Annotated in this window: 15 protein-coding genes and 2 pseudogenes; 8 read left to right on the top strand and 9 right to left on the bottom strand. The window is 58.3% G+C overall.

Annotated features, from left to right (window positions below; all coding sequences use genetic code 11):
• Nucleotides 1-248: 248 nt before the first annotated feature.
• Together FHC51_RS07820 and FHC51_RS23215 are read right to left on the bottom strand one after the other, a co-directional pair.
• Nucleotides 249-356: pseudogene (locus tag FHC51_RS07820) on the bottom strand (IS1 family transposase); the annotation flags it as partial.
• A pseudogene (locus tag FHC51_RS23215) lies at nucleotides 338-403 on the bottom strand (IS1 family transposase); the annotation flags it as partial. The pseudogenes FHC51_RS23215 and FHC51_RS07820, both read right to left, overlap by 19 nt.
• Nucleotides 404-739: 336 nt before the next feature.
• Here FHC51_RS23215 and FHC51_RS07815 point away from each other — a divergent pair.
• Nucleotides 740-1,498, top strand: coding sequence for an IclR family transcriptional regulator (locus tag FHC51_RS07815; protein WP_156237651.1), 759 nt, complete (start codon nucleotides 740-742; stop codon nucleotides 1,496-1,498).
• Between the two features lie 4 nt (nucleotides 1,499-1,502).
• Here the strand turns inward: FHC51_RS07815 and FHC51_RS07810 are convergent, their stop codons facing one another.
• The 5 genes from FHC51_RS07810 to FHC51_RS07790 all read right to left on the bottom strand — a co-directional run bounded on the left by FHC51_RS07810 (nucleotide 1,503) and on the right by FHC51_RS07790 (nucleotide 8,282).
• Nucleotides 1,503-3,116, bottom strand: a complete 1,614-nt coding sequence (locus FHC51_RS07810; RefSeq protein WP_220435249.1) for a glycoside hydrolase family 43 protein — start codon at nucleotides 3,114-3,116, stop codon at nucleotides 1,503-1,505.
• A 12-nt stretch (nucleotides 3,117-3,128) separates the two neighbouring features.
• Nucleotides 3,129-4,511 (bottom strand): MFS transporter, encoded by a 1,383-nt coding sequence (locus tag FHC51_RS07805; protein ID WP_156653803.1) that lies wholly within the window; start codon nucleotides 4,509-4,511, stop codon nucleotides 3,129-3,131.
• 239 nt (nucleotides 4,512-4,750) lie between these two features.
• Nucleotides 4,751-6,718 (bottom strand): YjhG/YagF family D-xylonate dehydratase, encoded by a 1,968-nt coding sequence (locus FHC51_RS07800; protein ID WP_220435248.1) that lies wholly within the window; start codon nucleotides 6,716-6,718, stop codon nucleotides 4,751-4,753.
• Nucleotides 6,719-6,732: 14 nt separating this feature from the next.
• Nucleotides 6,733-7,641, bottom strand: a complete 909-nt coding sequence (locus tag FHC51_RS07795) for a dihydrodipicolinate synthase family protein (RefSeq protein ID WP_220435247.1) — start codon at nucleotides 7,639-7,641, stop codon at nucleotides 6,733-6,735.
• 188 nt (nucleotides 7,642-7,829) lie between these two features.
• Nucleotides 7,830-8,282 (bottom strand): YhcH/YjgK/YiaL family protein, encoded by a 453-nt coding sequence (locus FHC51_RS07790; protein ID WP_220435246.1) that lies wholly within the window; start codon nucleotides 8,280-8,282, stop codon nucleotides 7,830-7,832.
• Nucleotides 8,283-8,458: 176 nt separating this feature from the next.
• On the opposite strand from FHC51_RS07790, the gene FHC51_RS07785 reads away from it, so the two are divergent.
• From FHC51_RS07785 to gbpA, 5 genes are all read left to right on the top strand, one after another.
• Nucleotides 8,459-8,590, top strand: coding sequence for a pyrBI operon leader peptide (locus FHC51_RS07785; protein ID WP_370463881.1), 132 nt, complete (start codon nucleotides 8,459-8,461; stop codon nucleotides 8,588-8,590).
• Nucleotides 8,591-8,624: 34 nt separating this feature from the next.
• Nucleotides 8,625-9,557, top strand: coding sequence for an aspartate carbamoyltransferase (pyrB, locus tag FHC51_RS07780; RefSeq protein ID WP_114316045.1), 933 nt, complete (start codon nucleotides 8,625-8,627; stop codon nucleotides 9,555-9,557).
• 12 nt (nucleotides 9,558-9,569) lie between these two features.
• Nucleotides 9,570-10,031 carry an aspartate carbamoyltransferase regulatory subunit gene (gene pyrI / locus FHC51_RS07775; protein ID WP_103823058.1) on the top strand — a complete coding sequence of 154 codons (462 nt, stop codon included), beginning with the start codon at nucleotides 9,570-9,572 and terminating at the stop codon, nucleotides 10,029-10,031.
• 68 nt (nucleotides 10,032-10,099) lie between these two features.
• Nucleotides 10,100-10,486, top strand: a complete 387-nt coding sequence (ridA, locus tag FHC51_RS07770) for a 2-iminobutanoate/2-iminopropanoate deaminase (protein WP_103823057.1) — start codon at nucleotides 10,100-10,102, stop codon at nucleotides 10,484-10,486.
• Between the two features lie 185 nt (nucleotides 10,487-10,671).
• Nucleotides 10,672-12,120: an N-acetylglucosamine-binding protein GbpA gene (gene gbpA, locus FHC51_RS07765; RefSeq protein WP_220435245.1), complete on the top strand. Its 1,449-nt coding sequence runs from the start codon at nucleotides 10,672-10,674 to the stop codon at nucleotides 12,118-12,120.
• 138 nt (nucleotides 12,121-12,258) lie between these two features.
• Here the strand turns inward: gbpA and FHC51_RS07760 are convergent, their stop codons facing one another.
• Together FHC51_RS07760 and mgtA are read right to left on the bottom strand one after the other, a co-directional pair.
• A complete protein-coding gene (locus FHC51_RS07760) occupies nucleotides 12,259-14,643 on the bottom strand; it encodes a beta-N-acetylhexosaminidase (protein WP_220435244.1) in 2,385 nt (794 codons plus the stop codon).
• A 153-nt stretch (nucleotides 14,644-14,796) separates the two neighbouring features.
• On the bottom strand, nucleotides 14,797-17,499 hold the full coding sequence (mgtA, locus tag FHC51_RS07755; RefSeq protein WP_220435243.1) for a magnesium-translocating P-type ATPase: 2,703 nt from the start codon (nucleotides 17,497-17,499) through the stop codon (nucleotides 14,797-14,799).
• A gap of 388 nt (nucleotides 17,500-17,887) precedes the next feature.
• Between mgtA and treR the strand changes: the two genes are divergently transcribed.
• Nucleotides 17,888-18,835, top strand: a complete 948-nt coding sequence (treR, locus tag FHC51_RS07750) for a trehalose operon repressor TreR (RefSeq protein ID WP_220435242.1) — start codon at nucleotides 17,888-17,890, stop codon at nucleotides 18,833-18,835.
• A 125-nt stretch (nucleotides 18,836-18,960) separates the two neighbouring features.
• Nucleotides 18,961-20,379, top strand: coding sequence for a PTS trehalose transporter subunit IIBC (treB, locus tag FHC51_RS07745; RefSeq protein ID WP_220436662.1), 1,419 nt, complete (start codon nucleotides 18,961-18,963; stop codon nucleotides 20,377-20,379).
• The last annotated feature ends 35 nt before the right edge of the window (nucleotides 20,380-20,414 follow it).

Here is a 20,414-nt window from a genome sequence, read left to right as displayed (position 1 = left end):
ATGTTGTGCATCACGCGCCAAAGGGTGTGGCTGTATTTATCGATTTGCAGGATATTGATATCGCGTAGCTCGTCGTTCACGAATAAACGGTTATAAATCACCTTTATTTCATCGCCCGGTTTAAAAAGCTGCTCGCTGTTATACCACAGAATATATTTATGATTATGCTGAGTAAGAACTTTTGAAAATAACGTTCCTGTGGCCGGACTGGCAATAGTACCTAAAGTGATCCAGGTAATGACTCCAACTTACTGATAGTGTTTTATGTTCAGATAATGCCCGATGACCTTGTCATGCAGCTCCACCGATTTTGAGAACGACAGTGACTTCCGTCCCAGCCTTGCCAACGCACCACGCCTTCAGTAGCGGAGCAGGAAGGACATCTGATGGAAATGGAAGCCACGCAAGCACCTTAAAATCACCATCATACACTAAATCAGTAAGTTGGCAGCATTACCAGTGATCCATGTTTTAGAAGCGGTCATCAAAATACCTTTTAAACGAGCGTGCAGAAAGCGGAAAGCCATACGGTAAATAAGTGTAAAAGAACAATCAAAATGTGGTAATAGGTACAGCCTATCCTTTTAATCAAGGGTAATAAGCCTCAAAGTTCACTTAAGTCAAATTACAGCGGCATGAATATGACCCGGCGTAAAGAACCTGCCTCCCGCATCGATTGATTTTTCAGCGTAAACAGGGTACGTTTTGGCCCTGATTCCAGCGCGGATGTCCCGATCTTATGCCTATTATTCAATCTGTTGAACGTGCCTTACAGATCCTCGATCTGTTTAACGAACAGGCGACGGAACTTAAAATCACCGACATCAGTAAACAGATGGGCCTGAGCAAAAGCACGCTCCACTCGCTCCTCAAAACCCTGCAACTGCACGGCTATATCGATCAGAACCCGGAGAACGGTAAATATCGCCCCGGCATGAAGCTGGTCGAGCGCGGTCACTTTGTGGTGAGCACCATGGATATCCGTCAGAAAGCGAAGCACTTCCTAACGGCGCTGTCGGAACGTACCGGGCAGACCACCCATCTGGGCATTCTGGACGGGCGCGAAGGGGTCTATATCGAGAAGATCGAAGGCAAACTGGCGGCCATCGCCTACTCCCGCATTGGCCGTCGCCTGCCGGTGCATGCCACCGCTATCGGCAAAGTGCTGATCGCCTGGCTGGGCGAGGCCGAGCTGAACACGCTGCTTGAGGGTTATCAGTACACCACCTTTACCCCGGCGACCCTGGCCTCCCGCGAGGCGCTGCTGGCCGCGCTGGCGCAGACCCGCGAGCAGGGTTATGCCCTCGACAGCGAAGAGAACGAACAGGGGGTGCGTTGCGTGTCGGTCCCGGTGCGTAACCATGAATCCCGCGTCATTGCCGCCCTGAGCCTCTCCACCTTAACCTCCCGGGTGGACGACGAGGAGCTGGCCCGCTTCCGCGAGCAGTTGCAGGAGGCCGGGCGCCAGCTCTCACGCGCGCTGGGCTACCCGGCCTGAGCCGTTATACCGGCTCGTAAGTGAAGTAGTCGAAGTCGGCGTGACAGCCGTCACCGCTGATATCCTCGCAGTGCAGCCCGACAAACGCGCCGGTAAAGAAGCCCCGCCCGCCGATATAGTCATCCGACAGTTTCCACGCCTCGTACGTCACCGGCACGGTGTGCCACTGCCCCCCGTCAAACGAATAGCTGTAGCGGTAGACCAGACGATCGACATCCACCCGCAGCCAGATGCTCTGCGCCTCATCCGGCACCGGGATGGGCTGCTCGTGCAGCGGCCATGAGGGTACGTTGTGGTCGAGCTGGATCACCTTGAGGGTTCTGCCCTGCCCCTCCTCATAGTCCACAAAGCAGTAGCTCCAGTTTTTGCTGTTGTAGTAGCAGGTCAGCCCCGCGCTCTGCTGGAAGTGACGCGGGGCGAACTCCATCCGTGTTTCCGCGCGGAAGGTGAAGTGCTGCCAGCGGCGCGCCACCGTGGACTGGGTGAAGGTCGAGTTCAGTGAGTCGTTGCCGTACAGCCGCAGGAAGCCTTTACGGGCCCGCAGGGAACCGAGGGAGTCGTCGAACGGAATGCGCAGGGTCTGTAGCTCCGGGTCGAGGCGCTCGCCATCGAAGTCGTCTCGCCAGTTGGTCTGCGCCACGGCGGCGCTCTCGGTCATCTGCGGGCCAGGCACCGTCAGTTGGGCATGCTTGCCGCCTTCCACGTACGGCCAGCCATCACGCCATTCAATGCGCGCGATCCCCGTCTCACGCCCCAGGGAGCAGTATCCCCGCCCGCCGGAGCCCAGCAGCGGAATACCCGGCAGGCGCTGCGGGCGGCTGGTGAGATAGGCCATGTACCACTCCCCGGTGTGGGTCTGGAGCAGCGAGCCGTGGCCGCTTTTTTGCAGCGGGTTCTCCGGCAGGTGCCAGCTGGTCATCATCGTCACTTCCGGGTGTAGCTCGTAGGGCCCGTCGATGGTTTTTGAGCGCAGCACTACCACCGCGTGCTCATAGCTGGTGCCGCCTTCGGCGACCAGCAGATAGTACCAGCCATCCTTACGGTAGATATGCGCCCCTTCGGTGTAGCAGAGCGGCGTGCCGGTGAAGAGGGTTTTGCGCTCCGGCGACAGCGTGCAGGTCTGCGGATCATACTCCTGCATCACGATGGTGTTATGCGGGTTGCTGTGGTGGCGCGGCCCCCACGGGCGGTAGATGTAGTATTTGCGGCCATCGTCATCGTGGAACAGCGACGGATCAAACCCGCCATTGCCCATCGGGATCGGCTCGCTCCACGGCCCCTCGATGGAGGGGGCGGTGACCAGGAAGTTGCGCCCGTTTTTCCACGGGGAGTCGACAATTTTCACATCGGTATAAAGCAGCCAGAACTGCCCGTCGGCGTAGCTCAGGCACGGCGCCCAGATGCCGCCGGAGTCCGGGTTGCCCTTCATGTCCAGCATCGACACGCGATCCAGCGGGGTGCTTACCAGCCGCCAGTTCTTCAGATCCCGGGAGTGGTAGATGCGCACGCCCGGGAACCACTCGAAGGTGGAGGTGGCGATGTAGTAATCCTCGCCCTGGCGACACATCGACGGGTCGGGGTTAAAGCCGGTCAGAATCGGGTTGGTAATGGTGTACATAGTGCCTCCTGCTTAATGAGATGCTGCCGTTGCCGCGGCGGGAATGGCTTCGCCCTGCGCCGCGCGATGCTTGAGTAACTGCTGGCTGATGGCCTCCACCCGCGCATCGGTGAGTTTGTAAAACGACAGCATGGTGAACATGCCCACGTAGAGCGCCACCGGCACCACGCAGAACAGAATTTTGATGGTGGTGAGCACCTCTACCGGCTGTACGCTGCTGCTGGCGGAGTAGTTGACGTACGCCAGGATCCAGCCCACCACCGCGCCGCCAATCGCCAGGCCGATCTTCAGGCTGAACAGGTAGGTGGAGAACACCAGCCCGTCCAGACGGCGGCCGCTGCGGCTCTCCTCGTAATCCACCACGTCGGAGGCCATCAGCCATTGCAGCGGCGTGGTGGTGTTAAAGACGAACAGGAACACGATGTTGAGGGCAAAGATCAGGGCGATATGCTCGGCCGGGGTGAAGAAAATCAGCAGGCTGATCAGGGAGTAAGCGACGATGATCCACTTGAAGGCCTTCACCCGGTCGAAACGGCCCAGCAGACGGGAAGAACAGAGCGAGCCAAACATGGTGGCGATGCTGCCGTAGAGCAGGAACTGGGTCGCCAGCTCCGGATGATCCATCACATATTTCACAAAGTAGAGCGTCGCCCCGCCGCGCACCACGTTGGAACAGGTGGCCATCATTTTGAAGGCGCACATGATCCGCCACTGGCTGTTGCCCAGCAGCAGCTTGAGATCTTTCGCCACCGACGATCCCGGCTGCACCTCAAAGGTGTAGCGCTCTTTGGTGGTGAAGAAGCAGACGAACAGCAGCACCACGCCGCAAAGCCCCAGCACGCACATCGCGCCGAAGTAACCCAGCTGCTCGTTGCCTTTCCCGATGATCCCCACCAGTGGCAGGGCAATGCCGCTGATCGCCAGCGATCCCGCCGCAGCGAGGAAGAAACGCCAGGACTGCATGGCATGACGCTCCTTCGGATCGGCGGTGATCACCCCCGGCATGGCGCAATAGGGCACGTTCACGAAGGTATAGACCAGGGTCAACAGGATGTAGGTGACGCAGGCGTAAATCACTTTGCCGTTGGCGGAAAAGTCCGGCGTGTAGAAGGTGAGCATGCAGACGAGGCCAAACGGGATGGCGCCCCACAGCAGGAACGGGCGGAACTGGCCGTAACGGGTGCGGGTACGGTCCACCAGCAGCCCCATCAGCGGGTCGGTTACCGCATCCAGCACGCGGGAGACTAAAAACAGCGTGCCCATAATCCCGGCGGATAAACCAAACACATCGGTGTAGAAATAGGCCAGCAGGAACATGGTCGCCTGCCAGACAAAGCCGCAGGCGGTGTCACCCAGCCCGTAGCCAATTTTATCTTTCATGGTTAATGGCATCATCAGAAATACACCCTTATTTAGTGTGCTGAATTCACAATAACGTGTTAATAGAGTGTAATAAGCTGATTAATTTATCAGCAATGGCCATATCTTATTTCTGAATTACGTTATTTTGCTTTTGTGACACTGCTCGATATATATCAAATGACTGTTTTAAAAGCGTAAAAATAAATAAATGGCAGGCATAGAAAAGCCGTCCACGGAATATTTTCCGTAGGCGACAAGAGCGATAAATATAATTAAAGACCGAGCGCTTTTTTACCGGCGTTAATAACCTCGATAATTTTGTCCGTGTCGTAAATACACCCTTTCCAGGTGCCGCCGCTCACCGACTGTAATGCCGCCCACAGACGCGTATCGTCGGGTAAAAATTCGTGGGCATGCAGTTCAGGATGCGGCTGGCGACGTGCCAGTTCAATGGCGCCCTCTTCCGGAGTGAGCGGCGTCAGTGGCGTGCCGATAAAGTTCACGCTGCCGGTCAGGGTAAGACGGTCCACCACAATCTCGATGATGTCGTTATCGCGCAGCTTACCAATCGGCCCACCGGCCAGCGCTTCGGGTGCCACATGGCCAAAACAGGCCCCGGTGGAGACGCCCGAGAAGCGAGCATCGGTGATCAGCGAGACCGTTTTTCCCCAGGAAACATGCTTCAGCGCCGAGGTGAGCTGGTAGGTCTCCTCCATGCCGGTGCCGGACGGCCCGCCGCCGATCACCACCATGATGTCGCCCTGGGCGATCTCGCCGTTTTTGATTGCCTTGATCGCCCGGGCTTCCGAGACGAACACCCGCGCCCGGCCGGTATGACGGTAAACGCCATCCTCACCCACCACCGACGGGTCGATGGCCGTGGCCTTGATCACCGATCCCTCCGGCGCGATGTTGCCCACCGGGAAGGCCACCGTGGAGGTGAGCCCGCGGGCTTTCGCGCGCTCCGGTGGCAGGATCACATCGTCAGGATCGACGCCGTCCTGCTCGCGCAGGCACTGGCGGAAGCGTTCCCGCCGCTCAGAGCCCTGCCACCAGTCGAGGTTTTCCCCCACGGTCTGGCCGGTGACGGTCATGGCATCCAGATGCAGCAGACCAAGATCGCGCAGATGAAGCATCACTTCCGGCACGCCGCCCGCGAGGAAGGCCCGCACCGTCGGGTGGTAATCCGGCCCGTTCGGCAATACGCTCACCAGCCGCGGCACCTTGCGGTTGATCCGCGTCCAGTGCTCCACGTCAGGAATAGTGCAGCCCGCCGCGTGGGCAATGGCGGGGATGTGCAGCAGCAGGTTAGTGGAGCCGCCAAAGGCGGCGTGGATCACCATCGCGTTTTCAATCGCTTTATCGGTGAGGATATCGCGGGTGGTGATTCCGCGGTTATCCAGTTCGATCACCGCCCGCGCGGACTGGCGGGAGATCTCCAGCCATACGTCCTGCCCTGACGGGGCCAGCGCCGAATGGGGCAGCGCGAGACCTAAGGCTTCCGCCACCACCTGCGAGGTGCCTGCGGTGCCGAGGAACTGGCAGCCGCCGCCCGGAGTGGCGCAGGCGCGGCAGCCCAGCTCGGCGGCCTCCTGCAACGAGAGTTCATGGTTGGCGTAACGCGCCCCGATGGTCTGCACCTTACCGGCATCTTCGCCAAAGGTTGGCGGCAGCGTGGCCCCGCCCGGCACCAGAATGGTCGGCAGAGTATGCATCGCGGCCAGGGCGATCATGGTGGCAGGCAGCCCTTTATCGCAGGTGGCGACGCCAATCACCGCCCGGCGCGTGGGTAGGGAGCGGATCAGACGACGAAACACGATGGCCGCATCGTTGCGGTACGGCAGGGAGTCAAACATCCCGTGCGTGCCCTGGGAGCGACCATCACACGGGTCGCTGACAAAGGCGGCAAAAGGTATTCCGCCGTTGCGGGTGATCTCTTTTGCCGCCGCCTGCATCTGCAGGCCAATCTCCCAGTGACCGGTGTGGTAACCCAGCGCCACCGGGCGGCCATCGCCCGCGCGGATCCCGCCCTGGGTGCCGATAAGCAGCACCTCTTTGCCGGTGAGTTTGTTGGCATCCCAGCCCATCCCGGCGTTCTGCGTCATGCCAAACAGATTGCCGCTGGGGGATTCCATCAGCATCTGCGGGGTCAGGGGCAGTGCCCCCTGCGGCCCCGCCGCGTGGGTGATCACCGAATAGAAGGCATCATCCTGCGGGGTAAAAATGGTTTCTATCGACATCGTGACCTTCCGGTTCAGCAGAGCTTGAGCTGTTGCAGCAGCGTTTTCAGCTGCGCCTTGCGCGCGTCATCCAGCGGCCCGGCAGGCGGCAGCACGTGGGTGGAGACCGGGCGTACGCACAGGGAAATTGCCTCTTTGATGACGTTCACAAACGGCGTATCCAGCTGATACATCTGCGGGATTTGCAGCAGGGTCTGATGATACTGCGCCGCCCGGGCCAGGTCGCCGTCGCGGAAAGCCTGCAACAGGTTGACTGACACCTGCGGGGCAAAGTTGCCGCTGGCGGAGATCGCCCCGTCGCCCCCCAGCAGCAGGGTGTTGAACAGGTGATCGTCGTAACCGCACAGCACCACAAACTGCGGGTGCGCCGCTTTGACGGTGAGGACCATGCTGCGCAGATGGGCCACCGAGTCGATGGTGTCTTTAATGCCCACGATATTGGCCCGGGAGTCCACCAGGGTTTTAACCAAATGCGGGGTCAGATCCTGCCCGGTCAGGGCCGGGAAGTTATAGAGGATCACCGGCAGGGTGACGCTGTCGGCCACCTGCTCAAAGTAGCGGATCAGGTTCGCTTCCGACACTTTCCAGTAGTAGGGATTGATCACCACGATGCCGTCGGCCCCGGCCTGCTGGGCGTGCTGGCTCAGCTCGATGGTTTCCCGGGCGTTAGTGCCTCCGGTACCGATAAGTACCGGCACACGACCCTTCACGTGCGCGATGGCAAATTCGGCGATCGCTTTGCGCTCCGCGGTGTTGAGCTGGGAAAACTCCCCGCCGCTGCCTAAAAAGAACAGGCCATCGACACCGGCGTCGATCATATGGTCGATAAGCGCGGCGGTACCGGCTTTATCCAGCTTGCCGTCGGCGGTGAAGAGGGTGGAGACAGGGGGAATAATGCCCGAGAACTGCACGGTCTGCTGCATGAGAACTCCTTGCTGACTCATTTTGTTCTATATTATAGAACAGCGTTCGTTTATTTAACTTTTATACTAGAACGCAAAGAAAGCGAAGGACAATCACGTAACACGAGGGTGTGTCTGTTTTTTAAGCTTGATCACAGAACGGAATGAAAGGATGAAACTCCCTCTCCCGACGGGAGAGGGGAAAGGCATCAGGCCACCAGCATCTTCACAACCACTTTGCGCACCTGCGCCGGGTTGCCCACCGCGCACAGCGGTTTGTGGACTTCGCCGGGATAGAAGACCACGAAATCGCCTTCGTTCAGTACCACGGTTTTCTCCTGCTCGCCTTCCGGCAGGAAAGCGATATCTTTATCCGCCAGCCAGTCGGTCTCCGGCGTACCGTTTGGCAGGGTGCTGAAGGTCATCCCTTCCTGGCCTTTCAGCACAATCTGGATATCCAGATAACGGGCGTGGTACTCCGCGCGACGCTCGGCGAACGGCTGGGTCATATCTTCGGAAACCAGATAGAACAGGTTGTTGCCGTCGATGTCGTGTTTACCGGTCGGGGTAGCATCGGTCACGTGCGCTTTAACGTGTTCGATTGCCTGACGCAGTTCTTGCGGCAGCCAGGCCAGGAGATTATGAATATTACCAACGATCATGTTTAAATCCTCAATATAAAACACCGTTTCATTTTCAACTTTTATACGAGAATTTCAGCTGCCATACCACCACTTTTTGACCGGGATTTGCACTTGCGCATAACCATGCACGCCCAACCGTTTTCGCTGCGTAAAGAGTGCATTATTCGCTTGATCCGCGGGTCAGGCTGCGTATAATGCCCCACAATTTGCCAGGAGGAAGCATGCTCAAACATGTTCGACAGAGTGCCCCAGCGCGTCTTAAAGCAGATGCTGGCCTGCTGTTTTTCTTCCCGTTGCGATCCCTATTCCAGAAGCCCCTCATTTGAGGGGCTTTTTTTTGCCCGGCGTCAGGAGATAAAAATGAATCCGCTTTATCAAAAACACATCATTTCCATCAACGACCTCAGCCGTGAAGAGCTGGAGCTGGTTCTGGCAACCGCGGCAAAACTGAAAGCCAATCCACAACCGGAGCTGCTGAAGCACAAGGTGATCGCCAGCTGCTTCTTCGAAGCCTCCACCCGTACTCGCCTGTCGTTTGAGACCTCCATCCACCGCCTTGGGGCGAGCGTGGTGGGCTTCTCCGACAGCAGCAACACCTCGCTCGGCAAAAAAGGCGAAACCCTGGCGGACACCATCTCGGTCATCAGCACCTACGTTGACGCCATCGTGATGCGTCACCCGCAGGAGGGGGCAGCCCGCCTGGCGACCGAGTTTTCCGGCGGTGTTCCGGTGTTGAACGCCGGTGACGGCGCCAACCAGCATCCAACCCAGACCCTGCTGGATCTGTTCACCATTCAGGAGACCCAGGGCCGTCTGGAGAACCTGAATATCGCCATGGTCGGCGACCTGAAATATGGCCGTACCGTCCACTCCCTGACCCAGGCGCTGGCGAAATTCAACGGCAACCGCTTCTACTTTATCGCCCCGGACGCGCTGGCGATGCCGCAGTACATCCTCGATATGCTCGATGAGAAAAAGATTCAGTGGAGCCTGCACGCCAGCATCGAAGAGGTGATGGGTGAAGTGGATATTCTCTATATGACCCGCGTGCAGAAAGAGCGTCTGGATCCGTCGGAGTACGCCAACGTGAAGGCGCAGTTCGTCCTGCGCGCCAGCGACCTTGAAGGCGCACGCGACAATATGAAGGTGCTGCACCCGCTGCCGCGTATCGATGAGATCACCACCGACGTGGATAAAACGCCGCACGCCTGGTACTTCCAGCAGGCCGGAAACGGCATCTTCGCCCGTCAGGCGTTACTGGCACTGGTTCTGAATCGCGATTTAGCTCTGTAAGGGGAAATGACAATGACACACGATAACAAACTCCAGGTCGAAGCCATCAAGCGCGGCACCGTAATTGACCACATCCCTGCGCAGGTGGGCTTTAAGCTGCTGACCCTGTTCAAACTGACCGAAACCGACCAGCGCATCACCATCGGCCTGAACCTGCCTTCCGGCGAGATGGGCCGCAAAGACCTGATTAAAATCGAGAACACCTTCCTGACCGACGAGCAAGTTAACCAGCTCTCCCTGTATGCCCCGGAAGCGACCGTTAACCGCATCGACGACTACGAAGTGGTGGGAAAATCCCGCCCGAGCCTGCCGGAGCGCATCGAGAGCGTGCTGGTGTGCCCGAACAGCAACTGCATCAGCCATGCTGAGCCAGTAAACTCCAGTTTTGCAGTGAAAAAACGCGCGAATGATATCGCACTTAAATGCAAATACTGTGAAAAAGAGTTTTCACATAATGTGGTGCTGGCCAACTAATTGAGGTGGCAATGCATGCCTGGCTTTCTATAATGGCCGGGACTTTTCGTATTCATTCAGGAGAAATCATGACCAAAGTACTCGCGACGGAAAATGCACCTGCAGCTATCGGCCCTTACGTTCAGGGCGTTGATCTTGGCAGCATGATCATCACCTCCGGCCAGATCCCGGTGAACCCAAAAACCGGTGATGTGCCAGAAGATGTCTCCGCTCAGGCGCGTCAGTCGCTGGAAAACGTCAAAGCGATCGTTGAATCCGCTGGCCTGAAAGTGGGCGATATCGTTAAGACAACCGTATTTGTAAAAGATCTCAACGACTTTGCTACCGTTAACGCCACCTACGAAGCCTTCTTCACCGAGCATAACGCCAGCTTCCCGGCGCGCTCATGCGTGGAAGTGGCGCGTCTGCCAAAAGATGTGAAGATCGAAATCGAAGCGATTGCCGTGCGTCGCTAATAGTTGATTTTAATATGCAAAAGGCAGCCCAGGCTGCCTTTTTTATTTTGTTAATACACAGCCATAAATAGACTTCAAGTATTTTCATCATTATTTTTCATCACCGATTGAAATGATCAATTTTTTATTCCAGGGGAAACTGACCCTGCCCAAAAAATTATTAATCCCTTTTAATGGAATAAAAAATGAAACTGTCTAAAATTGCGTTGGCACTTGCCACACTCACGGTTGCTTCATCGGCTTTAGCACATGGCTATGTAGAATCTCCAGCCAGCCGCGCTTATATGTGTAAGCTCGGTAAAAATATTGATTGTGGTTCTGTTCAGTGGGAACCGCAGAGCGTTGAACGCACCTCTGGCTTCCCAACTGGCGCGCTGCCGCCGGATGGACAGCTGGCCAGCGCCGGTATTACGCAGTATTCTCAGCTCGATCGTCAGAGCCTGAACGCATGGACCAAAACTCCGATTACTGCCGGTAAAAATACTTTTACCTGGTATCATACTGCTCCACATAAAACCACCAACTGGCGTTGGTATATTACCAAGCAAGACTGGAATCCAAATAAACCGCTGACCCGCGATCAATTTGAATCCACGCCATTCTGTACTGTAAATGGTAATGGCCAGGCACCAGCTCAGCGTCAGGAAATGACCTGTAATGTGCCACAGCGTACCGGCTACCAGGTTATTTACGCGGTATGGGAAATTGCCGATACCACTAACAGCTTCTACCAGGCTATCGACGTTGATTTCGGTAACGGCGGCAACGTGATCCCTGACGAAACCCCGGCTCAGGTATCCGAGTGGACGAAAACCCTGAACGGCCAGATCGCCGGTAATAACGTCAATGCAGGCGATAAAGTGATTGCCCGCTTCTTCGATGCTAATGGCGAAGTGGTTTCCATGCGCACCGAACTGACCATCTCCTCCGCTTCCCAGGGTCAGGCAAGTCAGTGGTCCTATGACCTGGCGCAGGCAATCAACGCCGCGCACAGCGATGTCCGCGTAGGTGTTAAAGATGAGAGCGGTGTGGTGAACCCGGTTCACGGCGCGAACAACGTGTATGTGAAAGATGGCAGCAACCTGAAATCTGTCGCGATCTCCTATGAAGAACAGCAGGCTCAGGTGAACGAAAATATCGCTATCACCAACGTGCAGTTCTCCAAAATCAAGAACGGCGCGGCAACCGTGACCTTCCACGTGAACACCCAGGGCGATGTTAACCTGGAAGCACGTGTGATGAATCACGCGGGTGCAGAAAAAGGTTACCTGAAGCAGGACATGAACAACGCCAACCAGGACGTGATCATGAACCTGTCTGACGTGACTGCCGGTCACTACATGCTGAAATATTTCGCCACCAACAAAGATGGCGTAATGTTCGCGCAGGATGTGATCGACATGATGCTGGAGAACGAAGCGTCATCCGGTACTACAGGTAAATATGATTACACCTTCCCGCAGAACATCGCTTCCTACAAAGCGGGCACCGTGGTACTGCAGCCGAAAGATGGCAAAACCTACCAGTGTAAGAAAGCACCTTACAGCGGCTACTGCGTACAGTACGCTGCCGGCGCTAACCAGTTCGAACCGGGTGTAGGTTCTCACTGGCAGATGGCGTGGACCCTGAAGTAATAGGCTCTCCTGATGCCCGGTGAACAGGCCGGGCACAAGGAACCGCGGTCTGTTTGCCGGGTGGCGGCTTCGCCTTACCCGGCCTACGGATCTGAATGTTTAGTCAGCCCGGTAAGCGTAGCGCCACCGGGCATTTTTTTACTGATTGCGCGTCGCGCGCAGCAGTTTCTCCAGCGGATAGACCGCCGCAATCACCACTTCATCCTGAATCTGCGCCGCCTTATCCAGCTCGCCCTGAATCGACGCAATCTCCGTATCATCCAGCGTCCCCTGACGCGCCACCAGATCCGTTAAGCGCAACCCAATCGCCGCCAGCTTGTCCACCGTCTGGATCACCGGCGTTATCGCCTTCAGCTGATAACTGTTTTCGGCCAGCGCCAGCACGTCCGGCGTATTGTTCTGCCAGCGGTTAAAGAGATGGCGCAGCGACTCCGCGCTTTCGCTATCCTCAGCATCGCTCACCAGGCGCTCAACCCAGCGGTTCATCTGCCGCACCGTATTGCTTTCCGGTGCCAGCGCGTCGGCCAGACGGTTTAGCGGCTCAAACAGATCGTAGTTCCCGGCCTGGAATTTAAGATGGTTACGGGTGTAATAGTGCGCAGGCTCCAGCGCCTGGGCGAGGATCGTCAGCGGCAGCGTGTCGGTGGTGTTCCCCAGACGCGTGAACTGCACCTGCTGGCGGGCATGCTGCTGCAACCCTACCGACACCGTCGACCAGCTATCCATCGCCTGCAGGCGGGTATACATGTTGTCGATATCCTTCACCTCCTGCGCCGACCACAGGCGTTCCGCCACTGCAAATGTCCGCGGCCACAGTTTGATATCCAGCACCGGCGCCGCCACGTTTTCCGCCCACAGCGCCGCCTCGCCGCCCAGCAGATTGGCCTGCTGGCTGGCGTCCGGCACCGCCGGGGTGATCCCCTCTGGCACCGCATCCAGCCGTTGGCCTGTCACCGGATAACGGCTGTTACCCAGCAGGAAATAGCCCTCAATCTGGTCCTCTTTCACCGTCACTACCGGGCGGGTCTCCCCCATCCAGGTATCGACGGTGAAGCTCACCTGATTGTCGCTGCGCCAGACGATATCCTGCACCGCCCGTCGGGATTTGCCGCTGAAATCAATAAACCCGCGCCAGCCCGCGTCGCCTTTTATCAGGGTAAAACTGCCCTCCAGCGGCTTGCCCTTCAGGCGCGGCAGGGTGAAGGACCAGCTCTGGGCGCTGTCGCTGTCGGTAATGACAAGCACATTGTTCAGCCCCTGGGGCACGATCTCATTGCGATAGTGATAGGCGGTGTACTGGGGCTGATCGAGATAGAACCCGGTAGAGAGGATCCCTTTGTAGCCCTGCTTCGCCACTTCGCCCAGCGCGTCCTGCCCCTGCCAGGACTGGATCAGAATGCTTTTGGGCAGATCCGGGTGGAAGATCTCATCCCAGCCCACCATCTGGCGCTGATTTTTCTCAAGGATCGTCTCCAGCTTGCGGTTAAAGTACGCCTGCAACGCGTGGCTGTCCGCCAGCTTGTTGTCACGCATAAACTGCTGGATGGCGGGATTCGCTTTCCACTGGGTGTCGTCCACCTCATCGCCGCCGATATGCAGATAGGGATCCGGGAAGATCGCCGCCAGTTCAGCGATCATCGCGCCGGCGAAGGTGTAAGTCGCCTCTTTGGTGGGATCCATCACTGGCTTGAGCACGCCCCATTGCCGCTCCATTTCGTACGGGCCCGGGGCGCTCATCAGCTCCGGATAGGCCACCGCGATGGCCGACGCATGGCCGGGCATGTCAATCTCAGGCACCACGCGAATACCACGCGCGGCGGCGTAGCGCACCACGTCACGCATCTGATCCTGGGTGTAGAAGAGTCCGTCACTGGCGAGTTCGGTCAGTTTCGGGTAGCGCTTCGAGGCAAACCGCCAGCCCTGATCGTCGGTTAAGTGCCAGTGCAGCACGTTGAGTTTCGCCGCCGCCATGCCGTCGATCTGGCGTTTGATGTCCTCCAGCGGAATAAAGTGGCGGGCCGAATCAAGCAGCAGGCCGCGCCACGAGAAGCGCGGGGCATCTTCAATGGTCACCCACGGTACAGAGGTATTTTCCGGGCCGTTCTGCACCAGCTGAAGCAGGGTCTCCATGGCACGCAGCGCGCCGAAGCGGGTGTTGGCGGTGATATTTACCCCGCTGGCATCGACGGTGAGTTTGTAGCTTTCATCGCTGTCCGGTTTCGGCAGTGGTGCCACCTTGCGGGCGATGGCGATGGTCACCGTCGGTTTTTCCGGCTTATCGGCCTGCGGCTGGAGCGTCCAGCCGGTTTGCAGCGCCACCCGCTGGCGCAAACGTGCCACCGCGTCGCCAAGATCGTCCCCAGAGACGCTCACCTGGAAGTTATTGTTAATGACCAGTGCGCCCTGAGTGGCGGGACGTTCGACCTTTGCAGGCCAGGGCATCAGGGGGAGATCGCCTGCGGGAGCCGCAAACGCAGAAAAGCCGAGCATAAGCCCGGCGGTTAAGAGGCTGTACCGTAACATGAATGTTCCTTATTTGACGGGCCGAAAAAGGCAAAACATTCTGTTAACATGTGCGCAAATTTGCGTCAAGCACGGCGGATGATGGCGATCACAGGTTGTGGAATTTGGGAAGAAAGCCAGTAGCCGGGTAAGCGCAGCGCCACCCGGCAAAAATCACTGCCACCCGTACCGGCGGCTATAAAACCCTTTCACCAGCTGCGTCAGCGTCATATACCCGGCGAGGATCGCCACCAGCCACGGGAAGTAGCTGAGCGGCAGCGCCTGCAGTTGCAGGTAGCCTGCCAGCCCCGAGAACGGCAGCGCGATGCCGAGCACCATCACCAGCCCCGTCATCACGATCAGCGGCCAGGCGGCGCGGCTCTGGAGGAACGGAATGCGCCGGGTACGGATCATATGCACAATCAGCGTTTGCGACAGCAGCCCCACCACGAACCAGCCGGACTGGAACAGAGTCTGCTGTTCCGGGGTGTTAGCGTGGAACACAAACCACATCAGGCAGAAGGTCAGAATGTCGAAGATGGAGCTGATCGGGCCGAAAAAGAGCATAAACCGGCCCAGTTCTGCCGGCTCCCAGCGCTGCGGCTTCTGGATCTGATCGTCGTCGACGTTATCAAACGGGATCGCCACCTGCGAGATGTCGTACATCAGGTTCTGGATCAGCAGATGCAGCGGCAGCATCGGCAGGAACGGCAGAAATGCGCTCGCCACCAGGACGCTGAAGACGTTGCCGAAGTTGGAGCTGGCGGTCATTTTGATGTACTTGAGCATATTGGCGAAGGTACGGCGACCTTCGATCACCCCCTCTTCCAGCACCATCAGGCTCTTCTCCAGCAGAATGATATCCGCCGCCTCCCGGGCAATATCCACCGCTCCGTCGACCGAGATGCCGATATCCGCCGCACGCAGCGCGGGGGCGTCGTTAATGCCGTCGCCCATAAAGCCCACCACGTGCCCCTCACGCTTCAGCAGAGTGACAATGCGCTCCTTGTGCATTGGCGTCAGGCGTGCAAAGAGCGTGGTGCGCTTTGCAAGCAGCGCCAGCGCATCGTCCGAGAGGGCGTCTATTTCGCTGCCCGTCACCACTTCGCCTGCATCCAGCCCCACGTCGCGGCACACTTTCGCCGCCACCAGCTCGCTGTCGCCGGTGAGGATTTTCACCGTGATGCCGCTCTTTTTCAGTGCCTTTAACGCCGGTGCGGTGGTCTCTTTTGGCGGATCGAGGAAGGCGATATACCCTTCGAGGATCAAATCGGATTCGTCGATACGCTGATAGTCACCTTCCCGCGCGGGCAGGAACTTGCTGGCGACCGCCACCACCCGCAGCCCCTGGCGGTTCAGGTTGTCGGTGACGCGTTTGATGCGTCGCAGCATGGTCTCATCCAGGGGAACAATTTCACCGTGATGCCGCACCTGGGTAGATACATTGAGGATCTCCTGTAATGCCCCTTTGCAGATCAGCTGATGCACGCCCTGCTCTTCACTCACCACCACCGACATGCGGCGGCGTTCGAAGTCAAAGGGGATCTCATCCACCTTCTGCCAGCGGGATGAAAGGGCACGGGCGGTGGCTTCATCCACCCCTTCCAGCACCGCAACGTCGAGCAGGTTTTTCAACCCGGTCTGGTAGTGGCTGTTCAGCCAGGCGGTTTCCAGCACCCGCTCGCAGATCTTGCCTGCGATGTCGGTGTGGTGCTCCAGCACGATCTTGTCCTGGGTCAGGGTGCCGGTTTTGTCGGTGCAGAGGATATCCATGGCGCCAAAGTTCTGAATGGCATCGAGGTGCTTGACGATCACCTTCTGCTTAGAGAGTTTTACCGCTCCACGCGCCAGGGTCGAGGTGACAATCATCGGCAGCATCTCCGGGGTGAGCCCCACCGCCACCGAGAGGGCGAATAGCGCGGCCTCCCACCAGTCGCCTTTGGTGTAGCCGTTAATCAGCAGCACGATGGGGGTCATCGCCAGCATAAAGCGGATCAGCAGCATGCTGACGCGGCCAATCCCCTGCTGGAAGGCGTTGGGTTCGCTCTCCTGCTCGCTGACGCGCCCGGCCAGCTGCCCAAACCAGGTGTTGCCCCCGGTGGCGATCACCATCGCCTGCGCTGTGCCGCTGACCACCGTGGTGCCCATAAAGCAGAGGGTGTCGCACTCCAGCGGGTTTTTCTGCTGCGGATCGCGGCTGTGGGCGACTTTCTCTACCGGCAGGGATTCGCCGGTCAACGACGCCTGGGCCACGAACAGGTCGCGGGCCTGGATAATGCGTAAATCTGCCGGGATCATGTCCCCGGCCGCCAGCTTCACCAGATCCCCCGGCACCAGCTGATCAATGGGGATCTCCTGCCAGCCGCTTTCCCCTTTGTCGTTGAGGGTGCGCAGGACGGTGGCGGTATTACTGACCATCGCCTTCAGGGCATCCGCCGCGCGGGTGGAGCGGGCCTCCTGAATAAAGTTCAGCAGCGTGGAGATGCCCACCATCAGGGCGATCACCCCGGCGGCAAACAGGTCTTCTGTGGCATAAGAGATAAGACCAAGCACCGTCAGCAGCAGGTTAAAAGGGTTGCGGTAGCAGGCCCACAGATGCACCCACCAGCGGGCCGGTTGTTGCGCCGGGATGGTGTTTTCGCCGTGAAGGGCGCGGGTAGCCTGAACCTCGGCGGCGGTGAGCCCTTCCGGGTGGCTGCCAAACGTCCGCCACAGGGCGGGCTCATCCATGGCGGCAACCTGCAGGCAGTGGGCGGCAAGGGTGGCGGGAATAGCGGCATCACTTTTGCCGGTTGCCATAGGGGTGCGCTGCACCAGACGGCGCGGCAGGTGACGGCTCAGCCGGGTAAACAGCTGCTGTGTGAAATTTTTGAACATAACAAGTCCCCCGCACCCGCAAAAAACGGGCGCAGTTTTGCCTTCAGACGTGACAGAGCCACACCTGAGCGGCGATATCAGTTATGCAGGGACGCGGGAATACGTCACTGCCCTACGCATCCGGTAAGGCAGTGAAAAGGCTTACCGGAGTGAACGGGTTCTCCCTGTCGGGAGAGGGGTGGGATCGGGATCCATACAGCCTCCGGTAAGAAAAAAAGGTAAGTCGGTGCGCACTATAGCGTTTTAGCCATACCGCGTACGGCAATTCGGGCGGTATGATAACGGCCGGGTATTAAACCAAACGTAAACCAGACATTGCCCATTGCACAACCCGGGACCCGACTTAGGATTAATGATTATTTCATTGATGCATAACAGGATATAAAGCATGCAGAACCGCCTCACCATTAAAGATATTGCGCGTCTGAGCGGCGTGGGTAAGTCCACCGTCTCACGGGTGCTGAACAACGAAAGTGGTGTCAGCCAGCGCACGCGCGAACGGGTCGAGGCGGTTATGAACCAGCACGGTTTTTCCCCTTCCCGCTCGGCGCGCGCCATGCGTGGGCAGAGCGATAAAGTGGTGGCGATCATCGTCACCCGTCTGGATTCGCTTTCAGAGAACCTGGCCGTACAGACCATGCTGCCCGCCTTCTATGAGCAGGGCTACGATCCGATCATGATGGAGAGCAAGTTCTCGCCGCAGATGGTGGAAGAGCACCTCGGCATGCTGAAACGCCGCAACATTGATGGCGTGGTGCTGTTTGGCTTTACCGGCATCAATGAAGAGATGCTCATCCCCTGGAAGCCGTCGCTGGTGCTGATGGCGCGGGATGCCCGCGGGTTTGCCTCCGTATGCTATGACGACGAAGGGGCGATTCTCACCCTGATGCAGCGCCTGTATGAGAGCGGCCATCGCCATATCAGCTATCTCGGCGTGCCGCACAGCGATGTTACCACCGGTCAGCGCCGTCATGCTGCCTACCTCGCGTTTTGTAAACAGCACGCGCTCCCCGCCGTAGCCGCGTTACCCGGCCTTGGCATGAAGCAGGGTTATGAAAAGGTGGCCGACGTGCTGACCCCGCAGACCACCGCCCTGCTCTGTGCCACGGATACTCTGGCTCTGGGCGCAAGTAAGTACTTACAAGAACAGCGAATCGATAACCTGCAGCTGGCGAGCGTGGGCAATACGCCGCTGATGAAGTTCCTGCACCCGGAGATCATCACCGTCGATCCCGGCTACGCCGACTCCGGTCGTCAGGCCGCCAGGCAATTGATTGAGCAGATTAACGGCCGTAGCAAACCGCGTCAGATCGTCATTCCCGTCGCCCTCTCCTGAGCGTCATAAGAGGCTTTATTGTGATCCTCGCCCGATTTCGGGAACGTTCCCATTTTCCGAATTATGCTGAAAGAGTAGGCTTGCCCCCAGTCCATAACCCCTACCATCTGTCATGAGGTTTCATGATGAGCAAAGTAAAACAAACGGATATCGACCAGCTGATCGTGCTGGTTGGCGGACGTGACAATATCGCCACAGTCAGCCACTGCATTACCCGCCTGCGTTTTGTGCTGAACGACCCGGCCAAAGCCAACCCGAAAGCGATCGAAGAGCTATCGATGGTGAAAGGCTGCTTCACCAACGCCGGACAGTTCCAGGTGGTGATCGGCACCGAGGTGGGCGACTACTACAAGGCGCTGCTGGCCACCACCGGTCATTCATCGGCGGATAAAGAGCAGGCCAAAAAGGCCGCGCGCCAGAATATGAAGTGGCATGAACAGCTCATTTCACATTTCGCGGAGATTTTCTTCCCGCTGCTGCCGGCGCTGATCAGCGGCGGCTTGATCCTCGGCTTCCGTAACGTGATTGGCGATGTGCCAATGAGCGGCGGCAAAACCCTGGCGCAGATGTACCCGGCGTTGCAGAGCATCTATGACTTCCTGTGGCTGATTGGCGAGGCGATCTTCTTCTATCTGCCGGTAGGGATCTGCTGGTCGGCGGTGCGCAAAATGGGCGGTACGCCAATCCTCGGCATCGTACTGGGCGTAACGCTGGTCTCTCCGCAGTTAATGAACGCTTACTTACTTGGTCAGCAGGTACCTGAGGTGTGGAACTTCGGCCTGTTCACCATCGCCAAAGTGGGCTATCAGGCGCAGGTGATCCCGGCCCTGCTCGCGGGCCTGGCGCTGGGGATGATTGAAACCCGTCTTAAGCGTATGGTGCCAGACTACCTCTACCTGGTGGTGGTGCCGGTCTGCTCCCTGATCCTCGCGGTGTTCCTCGCCCACGCCTTTATCGGTCCGTTTGGCCGCATGATTGGTGACGGCGTGGCGTACGCGGTGCGTCACCTGATGACCGGCAGCTTCGCCCCGATTGGCGCCGCGCTGTTTGGCTTCCTCTATGCTCCACTGGTGATCACCGGCGTGCATCAGACCACCCTGGCGATTGATATGCAGATGATCCAGAGCCTCGGCGGCACCCCGGTGTGGCCGCTGATCGCCCTGTCGAACATTGCGCAGGCCTCGGCAGTCACCGGCATCATCATCGTCAGCCGTAAGCATAACGAACGTGAGATCTCGGTTCCGGCGGCCATCTCCGCCTATCTCGGCGTCACCGAACCGGCGATGTACGGCATCAACCTGAAATATCGCTTCCCGATGCTCTGCGCGATGATCGGCTCCGGGCTGGCGGGCCTGCTGTGTGGCCTGAACGGCGTGATGGCCAACGGCATCGGCGTCGGCGGTCTGCCGGGCATCCTCTCCATCCAGACCGCCTTCTGGCAGGTCTTCGCGCTGGCGATGGCCGTGGCGATCGTCGTGCCGATGGCGCTCACGACCGTTGTCTATCAGCGCAAGTATCGTCAGGGCACATTGCAGGCGGTTTAATCTTCTTCGGGGCGCAGTTGCGCCCCTTCGCATTT

Origin of the sequence: Leclercia sp. EC_58, from assembly GCF_019584355.1 — a bacterium.
In the GTDB taxonomy this organism is placed as follows: Bacteria; Pseudomonadota; Gammaproteobacteria; order Enterobacterales; family Enterobacteriaceae; genus Enterobacter.
Note: the sequence above shows the minus strand (reverse complement) of the source record. Positions and strands in the feature narration are given on the sequence as shown.